This is a genomic window from Plantactinospora sp. CA-294935 (assembly GCF_050936445.1).
Taxonomy (GTDB): Bacteria; Actinomycetota; Actinomycetes; order Mycobacteriales; family Micromonosporaceae; genus Plantactinospora.
In genome coordinates, this window is sequence record NZ_JBNJMU010000001.1 from 4,515,169 (window position 1) to 4,535,855 (window position 20,687).

Sequence of the window (20,687 nt, forward strand, 5' to 3'; positions counted from 1 at the left end):
GGTGTTCGCGGGTCCGGTCGGTGGTGCGGCGGCGAGCGCCGCCACCAGGGCCCGGATCTCGTCGCGGCGCAGCGCCCGGTCCCGGTCCGCGCAGATCGCCTCCCAGGCGTTGCCCCGGGCGGTCCGCATCCGCGCGTCGCCGATCACCGCCCGCTCCACGCTGTGCACCATGCCGACGGCGACGGAGAGTACGGCCCGGGGAATGCTGGTCAGGTCGATGGTCGAGTCAGGCTTCGCAGCGCTCATGGTCTTCCCCGCACGGAAATCGATCCGACTGGTCGGCGGCGGCCCCGCGACCAGTGTGCCCGACGTTGATGGTGCCCATCCGGTGTTTCCGGCCGGTCACCCCCGGATCAACGTTCGTCCCGGGCCCGGTCCACCATCCGGGACAACCCCCGCCGCCGCGTCCGGCTTCCTTGACGTCCGTCACAGCCCTCGTCCCCGGTACCGCCGGGTGCGGGCGAACTGCGCCGGCGCCTTTGATGGCGCAGCGTGATATTCCGCTCACAGGGTCGGCCATTATGCCGCAGCCCATCTCGTGAAGCACGCCATACCCCCGAGGGCGTCCGCCCGGTGGCGGCGCCTAGCATCGGCCCATGACACCCGGAGAGGGGAGTCCGTTGGTGACTGCTGAGCATCCGCACGCGGCGGGAGACGAAGCCGGATCGGCCACGTCCGCCAACGTGCTCGACGAGATCCTCGCCGGAGTCCGTGAGGACGTCGCACGGCGGCAGGAAGAGGTGCCGCTGGAGCAGATCAAGCAACTGGCGGCGGCGGCCACGCCACCCCGCGACGCGTACGCGGCACTGCGCCGTCCGGGCGTCGGGGTGATCGCCGAGGTGAAGCGCTCCTCGCCGTCCAAGGGGCAGCTCGCCGAGATCGCCGACCCGGCCGACCTGGCCGGTGACTACGCCGCCGGTGGGGCGCGCTGCATCAGCGTACTCACCGAGGGGCGGTGGTTCGGCGGGTCGCTGGAGGACCTGGCGGCGGTCCGGAGCGCGGTGGACATCCCCGTGCTCCGCAAGGACTTCGTCGTCTCCAGCTACCAGGTGCACGAGGCCCGGGCGCACGGCGCCGACCTGGTGCTGCTGATCGTCGCCGCGCTGGAGCAGAACGTCCTGGTCGGCCTCTTGGAGCGGATCGAGTCGCTGGGCATGACCGCGCTGGTCGAGGTGCACGACGAGGAGGAGGCGGACCGCGCCCTGGAGGCCGGTGCCCGGGTGATCGGGGTGAACGCCCGCAACCTGCGCACCCTGGAGGTCGACCGGTCGGTCTTCGAGCGGATCGCCCCCGGCCTGCCGAACAAGGTCGTCAAGATCGCCGAGTCCGGGGTACGCGGCCCGCACGACCTGATCCGGTACGCCTCGGCCGGCGCCGACGCCGTACTGGTCGGCGAGGGGTTGGTCACCCAGAAGAGTCCCCGGGAGGCGGTGGCCGAGCTGGTCAACGCCGGCAACCACCCCGCGACGCCCCGGCCGGTCCGATGAGCGAGCGCAGCGAGCGAATGGGTCGGCTCAGTGTGGGTGTGCCTCATGGCGGCACGGAGCGAAGCGGAGTGCCGGCATGAGCGAGCGTAGCGAGCGAATCAGCCAGCTCAGTGTGGGTGTGCCTCATGGCGGCACGGAGCGAAGCGGAGTGCCGGCATGAGCGCCCCGACCCTGCCCGACCTCGCCGGGCACTTCGGCCCGTACGGCGGCCGGTTCGTCCCCGAGGCGCTGGTCGCCGCGCTCGACGAACTCGACACGGCCTACCGGGAGGCGCTGGCCGACGAGTCGTTCACCGCCGAGTTCACCCGGATGCTGCGTGAGTACGCCAACATCCCGTCCCTGCTCTACCGGGCCGAGCGGCTCTCCGCCCGGGTCGGGGCGCGGGTGCTGCTCAAGCGCGAGGACCTCAACCACACCGGCGCGCACAAGGTGCGCAACGTGCTCGGCCAGGCGCTGCTGACCAAGCGGATGGGCAAGCCTCGGGTGATCGCCGAGACCGGTGCCGGCCAGCACGGGGTGGCCAGCGCGACCGCGGCCGCGTACCTCGATCTGGAGTGCGTGGTCTACATGGGCGAGCTGGACACCCAGCGGCAGGCCCTCAACGTCGCCCGGATGCGGATGCTCGGCGCCACCGTCGTCCCGGTGACCGCCGGCTCGCGCACCCTCAAGGACGCGATGAACGAGGCCATGCGGGACTGGGTGGCCAATGTCGACCGGACGCACTACCTGATCGGCACCACCGCCGGCCCGCACCCGTTCCCGGCGATGGTCCGGGAGTTCGTCCGGGGCATCGGGGTGGAGGCCCGGCAGCAGTGCCTGGAGCTGACCGGCGCGCTGCCGGACGCGGTGACCGCCTGCGTCGGCGGCGGCTCCAACGCGCTCGGCGTCTTCCACGCCTTCGTGCCGGACGCCGACGTCCGGCTGTACGGCTTCGAGGCCGGCGGCGACGGCGTGGAGACCGGGCGGCATGCGGCGAGCATCACCGGCGGCTCCTCCGGAGTGCTGCACGGCACCCGCACCTATGTGCTGCAGGACGACGACGGGCAGACGGTCGAGTCGCACTCGATCTCGGCCGGGCTGGACTATCCCGGGGTCGGCCCCGAGCACGCCTGGCTCAACGACGCCGGGCGGGCCCGGTACGCGCCGGTCACCGACGCGGAGGCGATGGACGCGTTCCAGTTGCTCTGCCGGACCGAGGGGATCATCCCGGCGATCGAGAGCGCGCACGCGCTCGCCGGCACGCTGAAGATCATTCCTGAACTCACCGCCGAACTCGGTCGCGAGCCCACCATCGTGGTCAACCTCTCCGGCCGGGGGGACAAGGACGTGCACACCGCCGGGGAATACTTCGGCATCCTCGACGGGGACCGGAGGTGAGCGGGATGGCCACCACGTCCGAGCGGAGCATCGGGGTCGCGTTCGAGAAGGCCCGGGCCGAGGGGCGGGCGCTGCTGGTCGGCTGCATGCCGGCCGGCTTTCCGACCGTGGACGGCAGCATCGCGGCGATGCGTGCCATGGTCGACGCCGGGGTCGACGTGATCGAGGTGGAGATCCCCTACTCCGACCCGGTGATGGACGGGCCGGTCATCCAGCGAGCCAGCGACATCGCCCTGGCCGGCGGCGTACGCACCCGGGACACGCTGCGGATCATCGAGGCGGTGGCCGCGACCGGGGCTCCGGTGGTCACGATGACCTACTGGAACCCGATCGAGCGCTACGGCGTCGACGCCTTCGCCCGGGACCTCGCCGCCGCCGGCGGCACCGGCCTGATCACTCCGGATCTGATCCCGGAGGAGGCCGGCGAGTGGCTGGCCGCCTCCGACGCGTACGGGCTGGACCGGACGTTCCTGGTCGCGCCCTCCTCGACCGACCGGCGGCTGGCGATGACCGTCGAGCACTGCCGGGGCTTCGTCTACGCCACCGCCCTGATGGGGGTGACCGGCGCCCGGGAGAAGACGTCGGAAGCCGCACCGACCCTGGTCGGCCGGGTCCGGGCGATCAGCGGGCTGCCGGTCGGGGTGGGCCTCGGCGTCGGCACCGGAGCACAGGCAGCCGAGGTCGGCCGGTACGCCGACGGCGTCATCGTGGGCAGCGCCCTGGTCCGGTGCGTGCTGGACGCCGCCGACGAGGCGGCCGGGCTGGCCGCGCTCGGCACGCTCAGCGCCGAACTCGCCGAGGGCGTCCGCGCCGTCCGGCGGTGACCGGGGCCCGGCGCTCCGGGCCGGTCGCCGCGCAGGCAGACTCTTCGCGCTCCACGCCACGGCGTCGGCGAGCGCGTTAGCTCCTCGTGCCGGTGGCGAAAAGGGACGACTGGCCAGCTCAACGCAGGTAACGGGGCGAAACAGGCGGGAATCGCCCGGGGTCGAGAACCGGACCGGGGTGCCGCTGGCAGGGGTCGCGACGGTAGCCTGTGCACCCGTGACCCTCGCCTCGCTCTCTCCTCAGGCGGCCCTGCCGAGTCCCGCCACCGCCGTGTGGCAGCTCGGGCCGGTGCCGATCCGGGCGTACGCACTCTGCATCGTGCTCGGAATCGTGGTCGCCTGCGTGGTGACCGAGCTGCGACTGCGCCGCCGTGGCGTCGCCCCCTGGGCGGTGCTGGACATCGCCGTCTGGGCGGTGCCGTTCGGCATCGTCGGCGCCCGGATCTACCACGTGATCACCTCACCCGAGTCCTACTTCGGCGAAGGCGGTGACCCGGTCAGGGCTCTCTACATCTGGGAGGGCGGGCTCGGCATCTGGGGCGCCGTCGCGGGTGGCGCGGTCGGTGCCTGGCTCGCCGCGCGGCAGCTCGGCCTGCCGCTGACCGTGGTGGCCGACGCGCTCGCCCCGGGCCTGCCGTTGGCCCAGGCCGTCGGCCGGGTCGGCAACTGGTTCAACAACGAGCTGTTCGGCGGGCCGACCACGCTGCCGTGGGGCCTGGAGGTCCACCGGATGGACCCGACCAACCCCGGGCACGCGCTCCGCGACGACAGCGGCAACCCGGTCCTCGAACCCGGGCTCTTCCACCCGACCTTCCTCTACGAGGCGCTCTGGAATGTCGGCGTCGCCGGCCTGGTCCTCTTCCTCGACCGGCGATTCAAGCTCGGCCGGGGTCGGGCGTTCGCGCTCTACGTGATGGGCTACACCGCCGGACGGTTCTGGATCGAGATGATGCGTACCGACCCGGCGACCGAGATCCTCGGGGCGCGGCTGAACGTCTGGACCGCGGTCCTGGTCTTCCTCGGCGCGCTGGTCTACTTCGTCCGGGTCCGGGGTCCGCAGGAGTTCCTGGTGCCGGTCGGTGGCGCGCCCGCCCCGCTGGCCGCGGGCGATGCCGCCACCAGCGACGTGTCCCAGGTCGACGTCTCCCGGGAGCCGACCGCGGTCGGCGCGCCCACCGCGTACCGGGTGGTGACCGAGGAGGAGTACCGGCGCTTCCAGGAGACCGGCGAGGTCCCGCCGGCCGAACCGGCCTCGGCCGAGCACGGCGACTCCGTCGGCGAGCACGCCGATGACGCCGATGACGCCGATGACGACGATGACGACGATGACGACGAGACCCGGCCGGAGGCTCCGGCCGGGTCGTCCGAGGCTGCCGGGGAGCCGGCCGCCGCCGCAGAGTCGGCCGACGCCCGGGACGGCGAGCCCGCTGACGCCGGGGCCGCGCCGGGGACTGCCGACCGGGACCGTTGAGCGAGGGAGCCGGCCCGATGCGTACGGCCGTGGTGGTGGGCGCCGGGATCGGCGGGCTGGCGACCGCCGGTGCGCTGGCCCGCTCCGGGTGGCAGGTGACCCTGCTGGAGCAGGGCGACCGGGTACGCGCTGAGCGCACCGCGCTGGTGCTCTGGCCCAACGGGGTACGCGCGCTGCGCGCACTCGGCCTCGGCGAGGGGCTGGCCGCCATCGCGACCCCGCTGCCCGACGTCGGCGTCCGGCGCCCCGACGGGCACTGGCTGGTGCAGCCCCGTCCCGGGCTCGGCGAACGCGCGCCGGTCGTCGTACACCGGGAGGACCTGCACGACGCGCTGGTCGCCGGCCTCGGCGACCGGGTGGAGATCCGGACCGGCGCCGAGGTCCGGACCGTCCGGGTCGGCGACGGCGACCGGCCGGCGGTCGGTGACGGGCGCGGCAGCTACGAGGCCGACCTGGTCGTCGCCGCCGACGGCATCGACAGCACGGTACGCCGCCGGCTCGCGCCGGAGGCCACCGTGGTCAGCTCCGGCTGCGCGGCGTGGCGGGCGGTCATCCCGTGGTACCGGGCGCCGCAGCTTCCGGCCGACCGGCCGGTGGACGGCGAGACGCTCGGCGCAGGTTACCGGTTCGTCGCGGCCTCGCTGGGTGATCGCGGCGACTCCGGCGGCTCCACCCGGGGCGGGATCTACTGGGTGGCGACGGCGGCCGGTGCGTCCCGCCCCGAGTCACCGGCCACCCAGCTCGCCCTGCTCCGGCGCTGGTTCGCGAACTGGCCGGCGCCGATCGGCGACCTGCTCGCCGCCACCGAGCCGGAGGACCTGGTCCAGCAGGAGGTCCGCGAGCTGCGTCCGCTGCCCCGCACGTACGGCTTCCCGTCCGGCACCGGTGGGGTGGTGCTGATCGGCGATTCCGCGCACGCCATGCCGCACCACCTGGGTCAGGGCGCCTGTCTCGCCCTGGAGGACGCCGCGACGCTGCGCTCGCTGGTCCGGGAGGCGATTCCCGGTGCGCCGCTGCGCGAGGCGGTCGAGTCGTACAACCGGCTGCGCCGTCCCCGGACCGTGACGGTGGTCCGGCAGACCCGGCGGATGTCGGCGGTGTTGCAGGCCCGGGGGCGGCTGGCGCTGCGCGCCCGGGACGCTGCCCTCGGCACCATCACACCCCGGCTGCTGGGCAGCGCGGCGAGCGTGGCGGCCCAGTGGCGGCCGCCGGAGTGAACCTCGTCAGCCCGGCCTGCGGTCCGTGCTGACCGCGGGCGGGGGTCGGGGCGCACCCGCCGCGCTGTCCGGGTCGAAACCGGTTCGGTGATCGACCGGGGATCGGCCACCGGCTGACCGTCGACGGATCTTCGATCGCCGGTCCGGGTTCGGTCGACCGGCCGGTATCCGAATCGAACCGAGCCGCTGCCCGAGCGGGTCGCGCCGGACCCTCCGGTTCGTCGGCCAACCGACCGATCGGGAGGATGCCCGGCACGCCGCCGCGTCGCGCACACTACCCGGGAGCGAAGGTGAGGGCTCCCAGTTGCGGCACAGCGTGCCTGATCAACAGGCGAGTACGGAGCGGCGGCACGCCACCCCGGGCGAGGTACGGCTGCTCGGGCCGGTCCGCCTGGTCGGGCCCCGGGGACCGGTCGCGTTGCCGGACGGTGCCGGCCCGCTCCTCGGACTGCTGGCGCTGCGGCCGAACGAGCCCGTCCCGGACGCCGAGTTGCTGGCCGCACTCGCCGGTCGGGACGCGCTGTCCCGGGCCGGCGCCCGTCCCCTGGACCGGGCGGCCACCCTGCTGGCGGCCGCGCTGGCCGGCTGCGGATCACCGGGCACGCTGGAGATCCGACCCACCGGATACCGGCTCCGGATGTCGAGCGGTCGGATCGACGCGAGCCGGTTCAGCCGACTGCTGGACCGGGCCCGGCGCCGGATGGCTGCCGGAGAGCTGCGGGCCGCCGCCCGGCTGTTCCGGGCCGCCCTGGCCGTCTGGCCCGAGCCGCTGCCGGGCCGGTCCGCCGGGCGGCGGACGGAGCCCGGTGCCGACGCCGGCGATCCCTACCGGCTCTGCCCGTCCGGTTGGGCCGCCGTCGAGCTGGGGCGGCTGCGGCAGGCCAGGATCGACGCCTTCGAGGACCGCTGGGCGTGCGCGCTGAGACTCGCCGTGGCGGCGCACACCGCCGCCGGTGGCCCGGTCGCCGACCGGGCGGTGGTGGCCGCCGGGGCGACGGCCGCCCGGGTGGCCGGGGCGGCGGTCACCGAGCTGACCTCGGCGGTGGCCGCCCATCCGCTGCGGGCACGGCTGTGGGAGCTGCTGCTCGTCGCCGCGTACCTGGACCAGGGGCGCCGGGCCGCCGCCGACGTGCACCAGCGGGCCCGGGACGTCTTCGGAGAGCAGTTGGGCGTCGAGCCGGCCGGCCGGGTGTGCGTACTCGCGGCGGCGGTGCGCGCCGGTGAGCTGCCCGAGGACTGGGCCACCGGGCCCCGTCCGGCGCCGACGATCGACGTCACCGCCGTCCCGTCGGCGTCCCGAGCGCGTCCGGCCGCCCGGCTACCGGTCCCGCTCACCGCCCTGCTCGGCCGGGACGACCTGCTCGACGTCGTCGCCGAACGGCTGGACCGGCACCGCCTGGTCACGCTCACCGGAACGGGCGGAGCCGGCAAGACCCGGCTGGCGGTCGCGGCGGCGGGGAGCCGTACCGACCGGCCGGTCTGGTTCGTCGACCTGACCGCCGTGGAGAGCCCGGTACGGGTACCGCAGGCGGTGGCCGCCGCGCTCGGCGTACCGGACGTGGGGCGGGACATCGTCGAGGCGCTCGCCGCCGACCTGGGTCCGGTCCGGGCACTGCTGGTGCTGGACAACTGCGAACACCTGGTCACCGGCTGCGCGGAGCTGGTGGAACGGCTGCTGTCCCGCTGCCCGGGACTGCGGGTGCTGGCGACCAGCCGGGTCCCGTTGCGGCTGCCCGCCGAGGCGCGGATCCGGGTGCCGGCGCTCGCCGTGCCCGAGGCGGGCACCGGGCACAGCCTCGCGGCACTGGCCGCACATCCGGCCACCCGGCTCTTCCTCGAACGGGCCCGGGAGTTCGCCGGCCGGCCGCTCCCCGAGGCCAGTGCCGACGCGGTCGTGCGGCTCTGTGCCGATCTGGACGGGTTGCCATTGGCGATCGAACTCGCCGCGGCGCGTACCCCGATGCTGACGGTCCAGGAGATCATCGCGCGGCTGCGTACCGACGTACGGCTGCTACGCAGCCCGGACCCGAGGCCACCGGACCGGCACCGGAGTGTCGCCGCCGCGGTGGAGTCCAGCCTGGCCCTGCTGGACGCCGACGCCTGCCGGCTGTTCGACCGGCTCTCGATCTGTGCGGCCGGGTTCGACGCCGAGGCGGCCCGGTCGATCGGCGGCCCGTCCGCACCGGCCGCCCTGGCCGCCCTGGTCGAGGCGTCCCTGGTGGAACCCCTGTCGACCGGCCCGGCCGAGTCGGTGGTTCCGGTTGGGTCGGCCGAGCCGGTGGATCTGGCCGGGCCGCCAGAGCCGACCGGTCGAGCCGGGTCGTTCGGGGGCCCGTCGGAGCCGGCCGAGCCGAGCGGCGGCGCCGGGTTGCCCGGCCCGGGCGAGGGCGGCCGGACCCGCTACCGGATGCTGGAGCCGGTCCGCCGGCACGCGCTGGCCCGGCTGGTCGGCTCCGGTGCCGAGGTGGCTGCCCGGCAGGCGCTCGCGACGTACTGCCTGAGCCTGGCCGAGCGGGCCGACGCCCGGCTGCGCGGTGCCGCCCGGGACTGGTGGCTGGCCCGGCTGCGCGCCGAGGAGCCCAACCTGCGGTCCGCGATGACCTGGCTGGCCGAGGCCGGCGCCGGCGGGCCCGCCCACGGCGACCTGCGGCTGGCCGCCGCGCTCGCCATGTACTGCCGGCTGGAGGGGAACTACCGGGAGGGCCACGGATGGCTGTCGACGGCGCTGGCCCGGCACCCGGACGCCCCGGCCGCGCTGCGGTCCCGGGCCGGGATCGGTGCGGCCATGCTGGCGATGCTGGCCTGCGACTACCCGGCGGCGATCCGGCACGCGGAGCTGGCCCGGGCCGCCTGCCGGATCACCGGGAACCGCCGCGCCGAGGCGCAGGTGGAGCAGATCCTCGGTTCAGTGGCCCGGGAGCAGGCCCGGTACGCCGAGTCCGCCGTTCACCTGGCCACCGCCGGCGCCATCTTCGCCGACTGCGACGACGAGTGGGGCGAGGCGCAGACCACCGAGCTGCGCGGCTTCACCGCCTGGCTCGCCGGTGACCTGGACCGGGCCGACTCGCGGCTGCGGGCGAGCCTGCGCCGGCACGAGCGGCTGGGCGACGCGCTGGCGGCGGCGAGCGCGCTGATGAACCTCGGTGCGGTCGCGCTGTACCGGGGCGACATCGACCGGGCGTCGTCGCTGCTGGACGTGGCGCTGAAGCGGTACTCCGCGATCGGCTTCCCGGAGGGGGTCGGCTGGGCGCACAACCTGCGCGGCCTGGTCGAACTGCGCGCTGGGCGTACCCGGCGGGCCGCCCGGCACCTGCGGCTCAGCCTGGCCGCGCACCGCCAGGTCGGCGACCGGTGGCGTACCGCCAGTGTGCTGGAGGCGCTCGCCGAGGTGGCCCGGCAGGACGGCGACCCGGAACGCGGGGCCCGGCTGCTCGGCGCGGCCGACCGGATCCGGGAGGAGATCGGCGCTCCGGTGCCGGCCTGCGAACGGGCGGACACCGAGGCGACGGAGCGGGCCCTGCGGGCCCAGTTGGAGGCTCCGGTACGCCAGCCCAGAGTCACCGTCAGCGGCGGTTTCGCCCTGGCACACCGGTACGGCCGGGAGGCGCCGCTGGACGCCGTCCTGGCCGGTGGTGCCCGGTCGAAGGAGGGCCGTCCAGGGTGAGTCGGTTCAGTGGCCGGAGCCGGCGTTGGGGTCGTAGGTGGTCGGCAGCTTGCCGAGCACGCCGTTGACGATGTGGATCCGGCCGCCCGCGACCTGGTAGTCGGCACAGACGCTCTGCACGTGCTCGCCGATCCGGGCCATCGGCCCGGCCGCGCTGACCGGCACCGTGCTGCCGTCGAGGGTGCGTAGCGAGCCGTCGGCGACCAGGTCCGCCAGCGGGTGCGCGCCGGCCACCAGGTGGGCCCGGACGAGGTCGCGCAGTTCGTCCTTGCGGTGGATCAACAGGTCGTCGAGGTTCTCCTCGGAGAACTTCTTCGCGAAGGCGTCGTCGGTCGGGGCCAGGATGGTCACCCCGCCCGGGGCGCGCAGCTCGGCCGAGAGGTCGGCGGCGCGCACCGCCGCCTCGAACCGGGTCAGCACGGGGATCCACTGCAACGCCACGTCGCCGGGCTGGCCGGCCAGCGCGGCCGGGTTGCCCGGGTCCGTGCCGGAGGGCAGCGCGTCGCAGAGCGGTCCGGTCACCCCGGAGCCGGCCGCCCCGCCGGAACCGGCCGCCGCCGCGTCCCGCCCGTCGGGACCGTCGTCGGTGCAGCCGGCGACCGTGCCGGCCAGCAGCGCGGTGGTGGCCAGCGCAAGCGCGGCCCGGAACCGGGTGCGGCCGATCCGGGTACGGCCGGCCGGTCGTCGCCCGGCGGAATCGTCGGCCGGGTACGGCGGGATGAACGGCTCGGTCACGGCAACCTCCACGACTGAACGTCTTTCAACCTGGACAGGTCGGCGCGTACGCCCCGACTCACACCTGCGGACACCACGGACCGCAAGGGGAGGTTGAACGGTTCACTGACGGACGGGTGCCGTACCGGTGGGGCGGGCGTCGGCGGCCCGACCCACCGGTACGGCGGATGGTGCGGGGTTCAGCGGTGCGCCGCGCCGGTCACAGCGAGGCGCACTGGCCCGACCTCGGCCCGTTCACCGAGTTGGCGACCTCGATGTTGGTCGGTGCCGGGCTGTTGACCGCACAGCTCAGCGGACCGCTCACCGAGTTGCCGGCGATCAGGGCCGGGTCGCTGCCGGTGTTGTTCACCGCCACCGAGACCGGACCGGAGATCTTGTTGTCGACCAGCGAGACCGCGCCGGTGGTGCCGGAGACCGACACCGGGCCCCGGACGGTGCTGTCCGCCAGGAAGACGCCGGTGGCGCCGGCCGCGCTGACCGGGCCGCTGATCGTCGTACCGGTGGCGATCAGGACGGCGCCGGGCCGGACGGTGACCGGGCCGTTCACCGTGGCGTCCGAGAGGCAGGCGAAGCCGGAGATGGTCAGCGGCCCGTTGTGCCGGCCGGTACGGGTCGGGTAGACCCGGGTGCCGTCGACCCACTCCTCGGCGCCCTGCGCGTCCAGCAGCAGCGGGATCAGGCCCCGCTCCGGCTGGGCCAGCGGCACGTAGTACCCGTCGGTGCCCTTGACGACCTTCCAGCCGTGCGCGGCGATCCGCTGCGCCACCGTGGCGCCGACCCCGCCGGGACCGTCGGTACGCGCACCGTTGTACTGCTCCTCGGTGAGCTTGTACGCGCACGGCGCGTTGTCGAGGATCATCTCCGGCACCGGCAGGTCGTCCCGCGGCCCCGCCTCGCCCGGGTGCGGCGCCGGGTGCAGCGGGATCGGCCGGGAGCCCCGGAAGACGAGCCGGCCGGTGTTGCTGGCCTGGAACTCGATCGCCTCGCCGCGGGCCTTCTTGATCTCCGGCAGCTTGGCCCGGTGGTAGTCGAGGAACTGGCTGAACGTCCAGAGCGCCGAGTACGTCTTGCGGCGCCGGTTGTTCGCCGAGTTGCCCTCGTCCGGCCGGGTCTGCCCGCCGGAGCTGCGCAGCTCCAGCAGCGAGTTGACGGTGTTCTTCAGCCCGAGGGTGTTGCGCAGGATGGTCTCCTCGCTCAGCCCCACGCCGCTGCCGCCCTGGCAGCCGTACGGGCAGGCCCACCAGCCGTCCTTGGCGCCCTCGACGTACATGTGACCCTCGATCATGTCCAGCGACTCGTCGAAGATCTGCTTGGCCACGTTCTGGTGCCGTGGCGGCAGCATCGGCAGGTCACCGGCTTGCGAGTTGCCGTACTCGTGCCCGTCGTAGCCGGCCACCGGCCGGTAGTCGCGGAGCATCTTCACGTACGCCGCGGTCTCCGGCTGGCGGATCAGCGAGTAGTCGCGGTTGAGGTCCTGCCCGGTCGAGTTGCCCCGGGTGTTGGCGGCCCGGCCGTCGCCGTTGATGGTCGGCACGATCAGCACGGTGGTGTGCTTGAGCAGGTCGATCGTCTTGGCATCGGAGCCGAACGCCAGCTTGCGGGCCAGCACCAGGCAGGCTTCCCGGTCACCGGGCTCGTTGCCGTGCACGTTGCAGTTGATCGCCAGTGGCGAGGTCGCGGCGACCGCCGCCGGGGTGGCCGGCGGGGCCGGGTAGCCGATCACCAGCATGTTGATCGGCCGGTTCAGCACGGTACGCCCGAGCTCCACCACCCGGACCCGGTCGCTGAGGCGGTCGATCTCGGCGGTGTAGGCGTACTCGTCGACGTCGCTGGTGTACTGCGCGGCCTTGGTGGTCTCCCACTGGGTACGCAGGTTCTCGCCGGGGACGGCCGGGTCGCCCCACGGCTGCCGGGTGGTACCGGTGACCGGTGCCGAGTACGGCTGCTCGACGGTGCCGATCCGGGCCCGTACCCGCCACTGGAACCGCAGGCCGGGGTCGAAGCCGGCGTCGGCGAAGGTCGGCGACTCGTTGTTGATCTGACGGTTCGGCCGCCAGACGCCGACCACCACCGCCGGGCCGGTGGCCACCTCGGCAGCGTCGACCGGGGTGCGCTCGATCTGGTAGTCGGTGGCACCGGGGACCGGCGTCCAGGCGACCGTGGCGTAGCCGTTTGCCTGGGTGACGGTGAGTCCGGTGACCTGGTTGGGCTCCGCGGCCGTGGTGCCGGGCACCGCCGAGGCCGGCTGGCCGAGCGCCGCCGAGGGGGCGGTGACGGTGCCGAGGGTGGCCGCGAGCAATGTAGACAGTACGACTACCGTCGGTTTTCTTAACCGCATGTGAACTCCGAGGGGGAGGAGTCGGGGGGACAGCACTGCGGGTCATCATGATCCCCGACGTGCGGCTATGCAATGATCTTGAGGATGTCTTGAGCAATCCTCAACCGTCCCCGGCCTCTGCCTCCGCCAGGCGTCCACCACTGCCTCCCCCGGAAGTTCAGGCTCCCGTCGACTCAGCCCACCGGGGCGGGCTCGGCGATGCAGGCCGTGCCGATCCGGCGGAACCCGACCCGCAGGTAGACCCGGGCGATCTCCTCGCTGCCGGCGGAGAGGAAGACCAGGTTCGTGCCGTCGTCGAGCAGCCGGCGGGCGAGCGCGGCGGTGACCGCGGCACCGAGACCCCGGCGGCGGGCCGTGGGCAGGGTGGCGATGCCGGCGATCTCGGCGACGTCGTCGACCCGCAGCGCCATGCCGCTGGCCACCGGGCCCTGCCCGGGCAGTTCGACCACGGCGGAGATCCGGCGGCCGGCGGCGGTGCGGGTGCGCTCCTCGTCCAGCGAGTCCACCGGCAACTCGACCAGGGCGGTGTCCCGGGCGGCCGGGCCGGCCACCCCGACCTCGGTGCCCGGCGCGGCGAAGCCGACCGCCGCGACCGCGCGCCGGGCCGCCACGTCGGCGGCGAACGTCGGCGCCGTCGGGTCCAGGATCCGCACCGGCGCCGCCGCGAAGTTCTCGGGCGGGGGCAGGGCGGCCGGATCGAGCACCATCAGCGGCGCCTCCAGCACCGCCAGCCCCGCCGACCGGGCCACCGCGAGCAGGTCCGGGTGGTTCTCGTGTACCCACTCGAAGGCCTCGGGCAGCCCGAGGTCGCGCTGGCGCTGGCGGACCGCCGTCACGTCGGCGGCCGACGGCGGCTCCGTGGCGTCCAACCTGGGTCGGGCGTAGAATGGCCATCCCGCCCCGTCGCGGACGAACAGCACCAGCCCGCCGAAATCCTCCGTGTGTGCCCCGTCACGCGGCACCGCATCGTAAAAGCGTTCCAACCGGTCAAACGGCTCGTCTCGTACAGATGCCACCGGGGGAGCGTACACGTACGGGACCCGGGGTATGTGATCAATTCCGCTGCCTGTGATCGGCCGAACTGGTGGACCCCGCCGGCCCCTACCGTAGACTCGAGAGACCCCGCAGGGCCGACGTCGTCCCGACCTAATGATTGAACGTGAGTGACGACAGGAGCCCCGGTGGCCTTTCCGTACCCCCAGGAACCGCACCTCTCCTCGTCGGCGGGTGCCGACTCCGCGTCGACCGGCCCCGGCCGGGTCCCGGAGCACGCCGGCCGGACGGCCCGGACGCCGGAGCCGCAGGGGCTCTACGACCCGGCTACGGAGCGGGATGCCTGCGGGGTGGCCTTCGTCGCCGACCTGCACGGCCGCCGGTCGCACGACGTCGTCGCCAAGGGCCTCGCCGCGCTCTGCCGGCTGGACCACCGGGGTGCCCGGGGTGCCGAACAGAACACCGGCGACGGCGCCGGGATCATGCTCCAGGTGCCGGACGAGTTCCTCCGGGCGGTCGTCGACTTCCCGCTCCCGCCGGCCGGGCAGTACGCCACCGGCCTGGTCTTCCTGCCCACCGACCCGGCCGACGAGGCCCTGGCCAGGACCGTGCTGGAGAAGTACGCCCTGGTCGAGGGGGCGGACATCCTCGGCTGGCGGGACGTACCCGTCCGCCCGGGCGACCTCGGCGAGAGCGCGCTGGCGGCCCGGCCGGTGATCCGGCAGGTCTTCCTGGCCGCGCACCGGCTGACCGACTCCCCGGCCGGCCGGGCCGGCACCCCGCTGACCGGGATCGACCTGGACCGGGTCGCGTTCTGCGTCCGCAAGCAGGCCGAGCGGGAGACCGCCGAGCGGGGCGTGCCGGCGTACTTCCCGTCGCTGTCCGCCCGGACCGTGGTCTACAAGGGCATGCTCACCCCGGACCAGCTCCCGGAGTTCTTCCCGGACCTGACCGACGCCCGGGTGGCCAGCGCGATCGCCCTGGTGCACTCCCGGTTCTCCACCAACACCTTCCCGTCCTGGCCGCTGGCCCACCCCTACCGGTTCATCGCGCACAACGGCGAGATCAACACGATCCGGGGCAACAAGAACTGGATGCAGGCCCGGGAGGCGCTGCTGCGCAGCCCGAGCATTCCGGGGAACATCCGGCGGCTCTTCCCGATCTGCACCCCGGCCGCCTCCGACTCGGCCAACTTCGACGAGGTCCTCGAACTGCTGCACCTGGCCGGCCGGAGCCTGCCGCACGCGGTGCTGATGATGATCCCGGAGGCCTGGGAGAACGACCCCGACATGGCCCAGGCCAAACGGGCCTTCTACCGCTTCCACGCCAGCCTGATGGAGCCCTGGGACGGCCCCGCCTCGGTCGCCTTCACCGACGGTTCGCTGGTCGGCGCGGTGCTCGACCGCAACGGGCTGCGCCCGGGCCGGTGGTGGCTCACCTCCGGCGGCCTGGTGGTGCTGGGCAGCGAGGCGGGAGTGCTCGACCTCGACCCGGCGACCGTGGTCGCCAAGGGGCGGCTCCAGCCGGGCCGGATGTTCCTGGTCGACACGGCCGCCGGCCGGATCGTGCTGGACGACGAGATCAAGTCCGAGCTGGCCGCCGAGCACCCGTACGACGACTGGCTGCACGCCGGCCTGATCGACCTGGCCGACCTGCCGCCGCGCCGGCACACCGTCTACGCCCACCACTCCGTCCGGCGCCGGCAGCAGACCTTCGGCTACACCGAGGAGGAGCTGAAGATCCTGCTCGGCCCGATGGCCCGGGCCGGTGCCGAACCGGTCGGCTCGATGGGTACCGACACCCCGATCTCGCCGCTCTCGACCCGGCCCCGGCTGCTCTACGACTACTTCCACCAGCTCTTCGCCCAGGTGACCAACCCCCCGCTGGACGCCATCCGGGAGGAGCTGGTGACCAGCCTCCAGGCCACCATCGGGCCGGAGGGGAACCTGCTCGACCCGGGCCCGGCGAGCTGCCGGCAGGTCGTGCTCCCCTACCCGGTGATCGACAACGACGAGTTGGCCAAGATCCTCAAGATCGACGCCGACGGCGACCTGCCCGGCTTCAAGGCGGTCCGGGTCTCCGGGCTCTACCGGATCCGGGACGGCGCGACCGGGATGAAGGCCCGGCTGACCGAGATCTGCCGGCACGTCTCGGAGGCGATCGAGGACGGCGTACGCATCCTGGTCCTCTCCGACCGGGACTCCACCGCCGACCTGGCGCCGATCCCGTCGCTGCTGCTCACCGCCGCCGTGCACCAGCACCTGGTGCGGGAGCAGACCCGTACCCAGGCGGCGCTGATCGTGGAGTCCGGCGACTGCCGCGAGGTGCACCACACCGCGCTGCTGATCGGGTACGGCGCGGCGGCGGTCAACCCCTACCTGGCCTTCGAGTCGGTCGAGGACCTGATCAACACGGGTGCCCTGACCGGAGTCGAGCCGGCGTCGGCGGTCCGCAACTACGTGAAGGCGCTCGGCAAGGGCGTACTCAAGATCATGTCGAAGATGGGCATCTCGACGGTCTCGTCGTACTGCGGTGCCCAGGTCTTCGAGGCGGTCGGCCTGGACAACCGGCTGCTCCAGCGCTATTTCGCCGGCACGCCGGGCAAGATCGGCGGGGTCGGGCTGGCCGAGATCCACGCCGAGGTCGCCGCCCGGCACGCCCGGGCGTACGCCGAGAACGCCGGTCAGCACACCCACCGGCCGCTGGAGGTCGGCGGCGAGTACCAGTGGCGCCGCGAGGGTGAACTGCACCTGTTCAACCCCGAGACGGTCTTCCTGCTCCAGCACGCCACCCGCAGCCGGCAGTACGAGGTCTTCCGCGAGTACACCGCCAAGGTCGACGGGCTGGCGGAGCAGGCCGGTTCGCTGCGCGGGCTGTTCCGGCTCCGCACCGGGGTACGCGAGCCGGTGCCGCTGGAAGAGGTGGAGCCGGCCAGCGAGATCGTCAAGCGGTTCGCCACCGGCGCCATGTCGTACGGGTCGATCTCGGCCGAGGCGCACGAGACCCTCGCGGTCGCGATGAACCGGCTCGGCGGCAAGTCCAACACCGGCGAGGGCGGCGAGGACGTCGAACGGCTCTACGACCCGACCCGGCGCTCGGCCGTCAAGCAGGTCGCCAGCGGCCGGTTCGGGGTGACCAGCGAGTACCTGGTCAACGCCGACGACATCCAGATCAAGATGGCCCAGGGCGCCAAGCCCGGCGAGGGCGGGCAGCTCCCCGGCAACAAGGTCTGGCCGTGGATCGCCCGTACCCGGCACGCCACGCCGGGCGTCGGACTGATCTCCCCGCCGCCGCACCACGACATCTACTCGATCGAGGACCTGGCCCAGCTCGTGCACGACCTGAAGAGCGTGAACCCGGCCGCCCGGGTGCACGTCAAGCTGGTCAGCGAGGTCGGGGTCGGCACGGTCGCGGCCGGGGTCGCCAAGCTGAAGGCCGACGTCATCCTGATCTCCGGGCACGACGGCGGCACCGGCGCCTCTCCGCTCAACTCGCTCAAGCACGCCGGCACCCCGTGGGAGCTGGGCCTGGCCGAGGCACAGCAGACGCTGTTGCTCAACAAGCTCCGCGACCGGGTCACCGTGCAGGTCGACGGCCAGCTCAAGACCGGCCGGGACATCGTCGTCGCGGCGCTGCTCGGTGCCGAGGAGTACGGCTTCGCCACCGCCCCGCTGATCGTCGCCGGCTGCGTGATGATGCGGGTCTGCCACCTGGACACCTGCCCGGTCGGCATCGCCACCCAGAACCCGGTGCTGCGGGAGCGCTACACCGGCCGCCCCGAGTTCGTGGAGAACTTCTTCCTCTTCCTCGCCGAGGAGGTCCGGGGCTACCTCGCCGAGCTGGGCTTCCGATCGCTGGAGGAGGCGATCGGCGCGACCGAGCTGCTCGACTTCGCTCCCGCCCTGGACCACTGGAAGGCGCACGGGCTCGACCTGCGGCCGGTGCTGCACGTACCGGAGCTGCCGGCCGGCGCGGCCCGGCGCGGCGTACGGGCCCAGGACCACGGGCTGGACAAGTCGCTCGACAACGAACTGCTCGCCCTCGCCGAGCCTGCGCTCGCGAACGGCAGCCCGGTCCGGGCGGCGGTGGAGGTCCGCAACGAGCACCGCAGCGTCGGTGCGATGCTCGGCGGCGCGGTCACCCGGCGGTTCGGCGGGGCCGGGCTGCCCGCCGACACCATCGAGTTCGACCTCACCGGCACCGCCGGGCAGTCGTTCGGTGCCTTCCTGCCCAGCGGCGTGACGCTGCGGCTGGCCGGCGACGCCAACGACTACGTCGGCAAGGGACTCTCCGGCGGGCGGATCGTGGTCCGGCCCGATCCGGCGGCACCGTTCGCCGGCGGCCTGGACGCGCCACCCGGCCCCAACGGCCGGGCCGAGGACCAGATCATCGCCGGCAACACCATCCTGTACGGCGCCACCGGCGGCGAGCTGTTCCTGCGCGGCCGGGTCGGCGAGCGGTTCGCGGTGCGCAACTCCGGCGCGGTGGCCGTGGTCGAGGGGGTGGGTGACCACGGCTGCGAGTACATGACCGGCGGCATCGTGGTGGTGCTCGGCGGCACCGGGCGGAACTTCGCCGCAGGCATGTCCGGCGGTACGGCGTTCGTCTGGCAACTGGACCGGCGCCGGGTCAACCCCGAACTGGTCGACCTGGCCCCGCTCACCGACGACGAGCGGGTCACCCTCTACGACCTGGTGCAGCGGCACTTCGCCGAGACCGACTCGTCGGTGGCGGAGGGACTGCTCAAGCGCTGGCCGGAGGCGGTGCGGGAGTTCACCGCGGTGGTGCCCCGGGACTACAAGCGGGTCATGGAGATCATGCGGGTCGCCCGGGCCGAGGGCCGGGACGTGGACGAGGCGGTGATGAGCGGACTCGCGGCACCGGGCGTACCGGCCCAGCCCGCCGCCAGCACACCGCCGGCCGCACCGGCCCCGCCCTCGTCCCCGACCCGACCGGTCGCCCCCGGTTCGCGCCCGTCCCAGGAGGTGGCTCGTGCCTGACCCGAGTGGATTCCTCAAGCACGACCGGAAGCTGCCGGCCCGCCGCCCGGTGCCGGTGCGGATCTCCGACTGGCGCGAGGTCTACCCCTCCGCCGACGAGGGCCTGATCCGCGACCAGGCCACCCGGTGCATGGACTGCGGTATCCCGTTCTGCCACGACGGCTGCCCGTTGGGCAACCGCATCCCGGACTGGAACGACCTGGTCCGGACCGGCAACTGGGCGACCGCGATCGAGTCGCTGCACGCCACCAACAACTTCCCGGAGTTCACCGGGCGACTCTGCCCGGCGCCCTGCGAGGCGGCCTGCGTACTCGGGATCAGCGGCGGTGCGCCGGTCACCATCAAGCAGGTCGAGGTGGAGATCGTCAACCGGGCCTTCGACCTGGACCTGGTGAGCCCGCAGGAGGTGCCGGCACCGTCCGGCCGGTCGGTCGCGGTGGTCGGCTCCGGACCGGCCGGGCTCGCCGCCGCGCAGCAGCTCGCCCGGGCCGGGCACGCGGTGACGGTGTACGAGCGGGACGACGCGGTCGGCGGCCTGCTTCGCTACGGCATTCCCGACTTCAAGCTGGAGAAGGGGCACATCGACCGGCGGCTGGCCCAGCTCACCGCCGAGGGCGTCCAGTTCCGCACCGGGGTGAACGTCGGGGTCGACGTCACCGCCGAGCAGCTCCGGGCCGGGCACGACGCGGTGCTGCTGGCCTGCGGCGCGCTCGCCAGCCGGGACACCCCGGCGACCCCGGGGCGCTCGCTGCGCGGCGTGCACCAGGCGATGGAGCACCTCGTGGCGGCCAACATCGCGGTCGCTTCGGCGGCCGGCGGCCAGCGCAGCGTCAACGGCCGGGAGTCGTCGACCCCGATCGACGCGGCCGGCAAGCACGTGGTGATCATCGGTGGTGGCGACACCGCCGCCGACTGCCTGGGCGTGGCGCACCGCCAGGGCGCGGCCGGGGTACACCAGCTCGACCTGTATCCGCGACCGCCGCGAGAGCGCGACGAGGCCCGCGACCCGTGGCCGACCTGGCCGTGGATCCTGCGCGAGTACCCGGCGCACGAGGAGGGCGGCGAGCGGGTCTTCGCGGTCGCGGTCCAGGAGTTCGTCGACGACGGCACCGGCCAGGTACGCGCGGTCCGGATCGCCGAGGTGACCGTCGAGAAGCGGGACGGCCAGCGGTTCCTGACCGTGCTGCCCGGCAGCGAGCGGGAGTTGCCGGCCGACCTGGTGCTGCTGGCGATCGGCTTCGACGGCACCGAGGAGCAGCCGCTGCTCGACCAGCTCGGCGTGGTACGCAACCGGCGCGGCGCGATCGACGCCGACCCCGAGTGGCAGGCCGGTACGCCGGGCGTCTTCGTCGCCGGTGACATGCACCGGGGCGCCTCGCTGATCGTCTGGGCGATCGCCGAGGGCCGGGCCGCCGCTGCCGCGATCCACCGGTACCTGGGCGGGGCCAGCCAGCTCCCGGCTCCGGTGGCACCGTCCGCCCAGCCGCTGGCGGTCCCGGCCGGCTGATCGGCGCTGTCGGCGCAGCCGTTGGCGGTCCCGGCCGGCTTGGCCGGCGGGTCGGGACCGCGGCGGCGCCGGGC

The 20,687-nt window shown here is 74.0% G+C and carries 11 protein-coding genes and 1 pseudogene; 8 read left to right on the forward strand and 4 right to left on the reverse strand.

Going from position 1 to position 20,687, the window contains the following annotated elements:
- Window positions 1–3: 3 nt before the first annotated feature.
- A pseudogene (locus ACQEVC_RS20200) lies at window positions 4–246 on the reverse strand (hypothetical protein); the annotation flags it as partial.
- Window positions 247–683: 437 nt separating this feature from the next.
- Here ACQEVC_RS20200 and trpC point away from each other — a divergent pair.
- From trpC to ACQEVC_RS20230, 6 genes are all read left to right on the forward strand, one after another.
- Window positions 684–1,487: an indole-3-glycerol phosphate synthase TrpC gene (trpC, locus tag ACQEVC_RS20205; RefSeq protein ID WP_432891578.1), complete on the forward strand. Its 804-nt coding sequence runs from the start codon at window positions 684–686 to the stop codon at window positions 1,485–1,487.
- A gap of 156 nt (window positions 1,488–1,643) precedes the next feature.
- Complete coding sequence (trpB, locus tag ACQEVC_RS20210; RefSeq protein WP_432879725.1) at window positions 1,644–2,864, forward strand: tryptophan synthase subunit beta; 1,221 nt, start codon at window positions 1,644–1,646, stop codon at window positions 2,862–2,864.
- Between the two features lie 5 nt (window positions 2,865–2,869).
- Entirely contained in the window at window positions 2,870–3,688 is an 819-nt protein-coding gene (gene trpA / locus ACQEVC_RS20215; protein WP_432879728.1) for a tryptophan synthase subunit alpha, read from the forward strand.
- Window positions 3,689–3,905: 217 nt separating this feature from the next.
- Window positions 3,906–5,159, forward strand: coding sequence for a prolipoprotein diacylglyceryl transferase (gene lgt, locus ACQEVC_RS20220; RefSeq protein WP_432879731.1), 1,254 nt, complete (start codon window positions 3,906–3,908; stop codon window positions 5,157–5,159).
- Between the two features lie 17 nt (window positions 5,160–5,176).
- Window positions 5,177–6,376, forward strand: coding sequence for an FAD-dependent oxidoreductase (locus ACQEVC_RS20225; RefSeq protein ID WP_432879734.1), 1,200 nt, complete (start codon window positions 5,177–5,179; stop codon window positions 6,374–6,376).
- 316 nt (window positions 6,377–6,692) lie between these two features.
- Complete coding sequence (locus ACQEVC_RS20230; RefSeq protein WP_432879737.1) at window positions 6,693–10,040, forward strand: AfsR/SARP family transcriptional regulator; 3,348 nt, start codon at window positions 6,693–6,695, stop codon at window positions 10,038–10,040.
- Window positions 10,041–10,046: 6 nt separating this feature from the next.
- On the opposite strand, the gene ACQEVC_RS20235 is transcribed toward ACQEVC_RS20230, so the two are convergent.
- The 3 genes from ACQEVC_RS20235 to ACQEVC_RS20245 form a co-directional block, all read right to left on the reverse strand.
- Entirely contained in the window at window positions 10,047–10,775 is a 729-nt protein-coding gene (locus tag ACQEVC_RS20235; protein WP_432879740.1) for a fasciclin domain-containing protein, read from the reverse strand.
- Window positions 10,776–10,974: 199 nt separating this feature from the next.
- The gene (locus ACQEVC_RS20240; RefSeq protein WP_432879743.1) at window positions 10,975–13,113 is read right to left on the reverse strand and encodes a M14 family zinc carboxypeptidase; all 2,139 of its coding nucleotides are present in this window, start codon (window positions 13,111–13,113) and stop codon (window positions 10,975–10,977) included.
- A gap of 173 nt (window positions 13,114–13,286) precedes the next feature.
- Complete coding sequence (locus tag ACQEVC_RS20245; protein ID WP_432879745.1) at window positions 13,287–14,129, reverse strand: GNAT family N-acetyltransferase; 843 nt, start codon at window positions 14,127–14,129, stop codon at window positions 13,287–13,289.
- A 327-nt stretch (window positions 14,130–14,456) separates the two neighbouring features.
- Between ACQEVC_RS20245 and gltB the strand changes: the two genes are divergently transcribed.
- Both gltB and ACQEVC_RS20255 read left to right on the forward strand, forming a co-directional pair.
- Window positions 14,457–19,106, forward strand: a complete 4,650-nt coding sequence (gltB, locus tag ACQEVC_RS20250; protein WP_432891580.1) for a glutamate synthase large subunit — start codon at window positions 14,457–14,459, stop codon at window positions 19,104–19,106.
- Entirely contained in the window at window positions 19,099–20,613 is a 1,515-nt protein-coding gene (locus tag ACQEVC_RS20255) for a glutamate synthase subunit beta (RefSeq protein ID WP_432879747.1), read from the forward strand. Before gltB ends, ACQEVC_RS20255 begins: the two co-directional genes overlap by 8 nt.
- The last annotated feature ends 74 nt before the right edge of the window (window positions 20,614–20,687 follow it).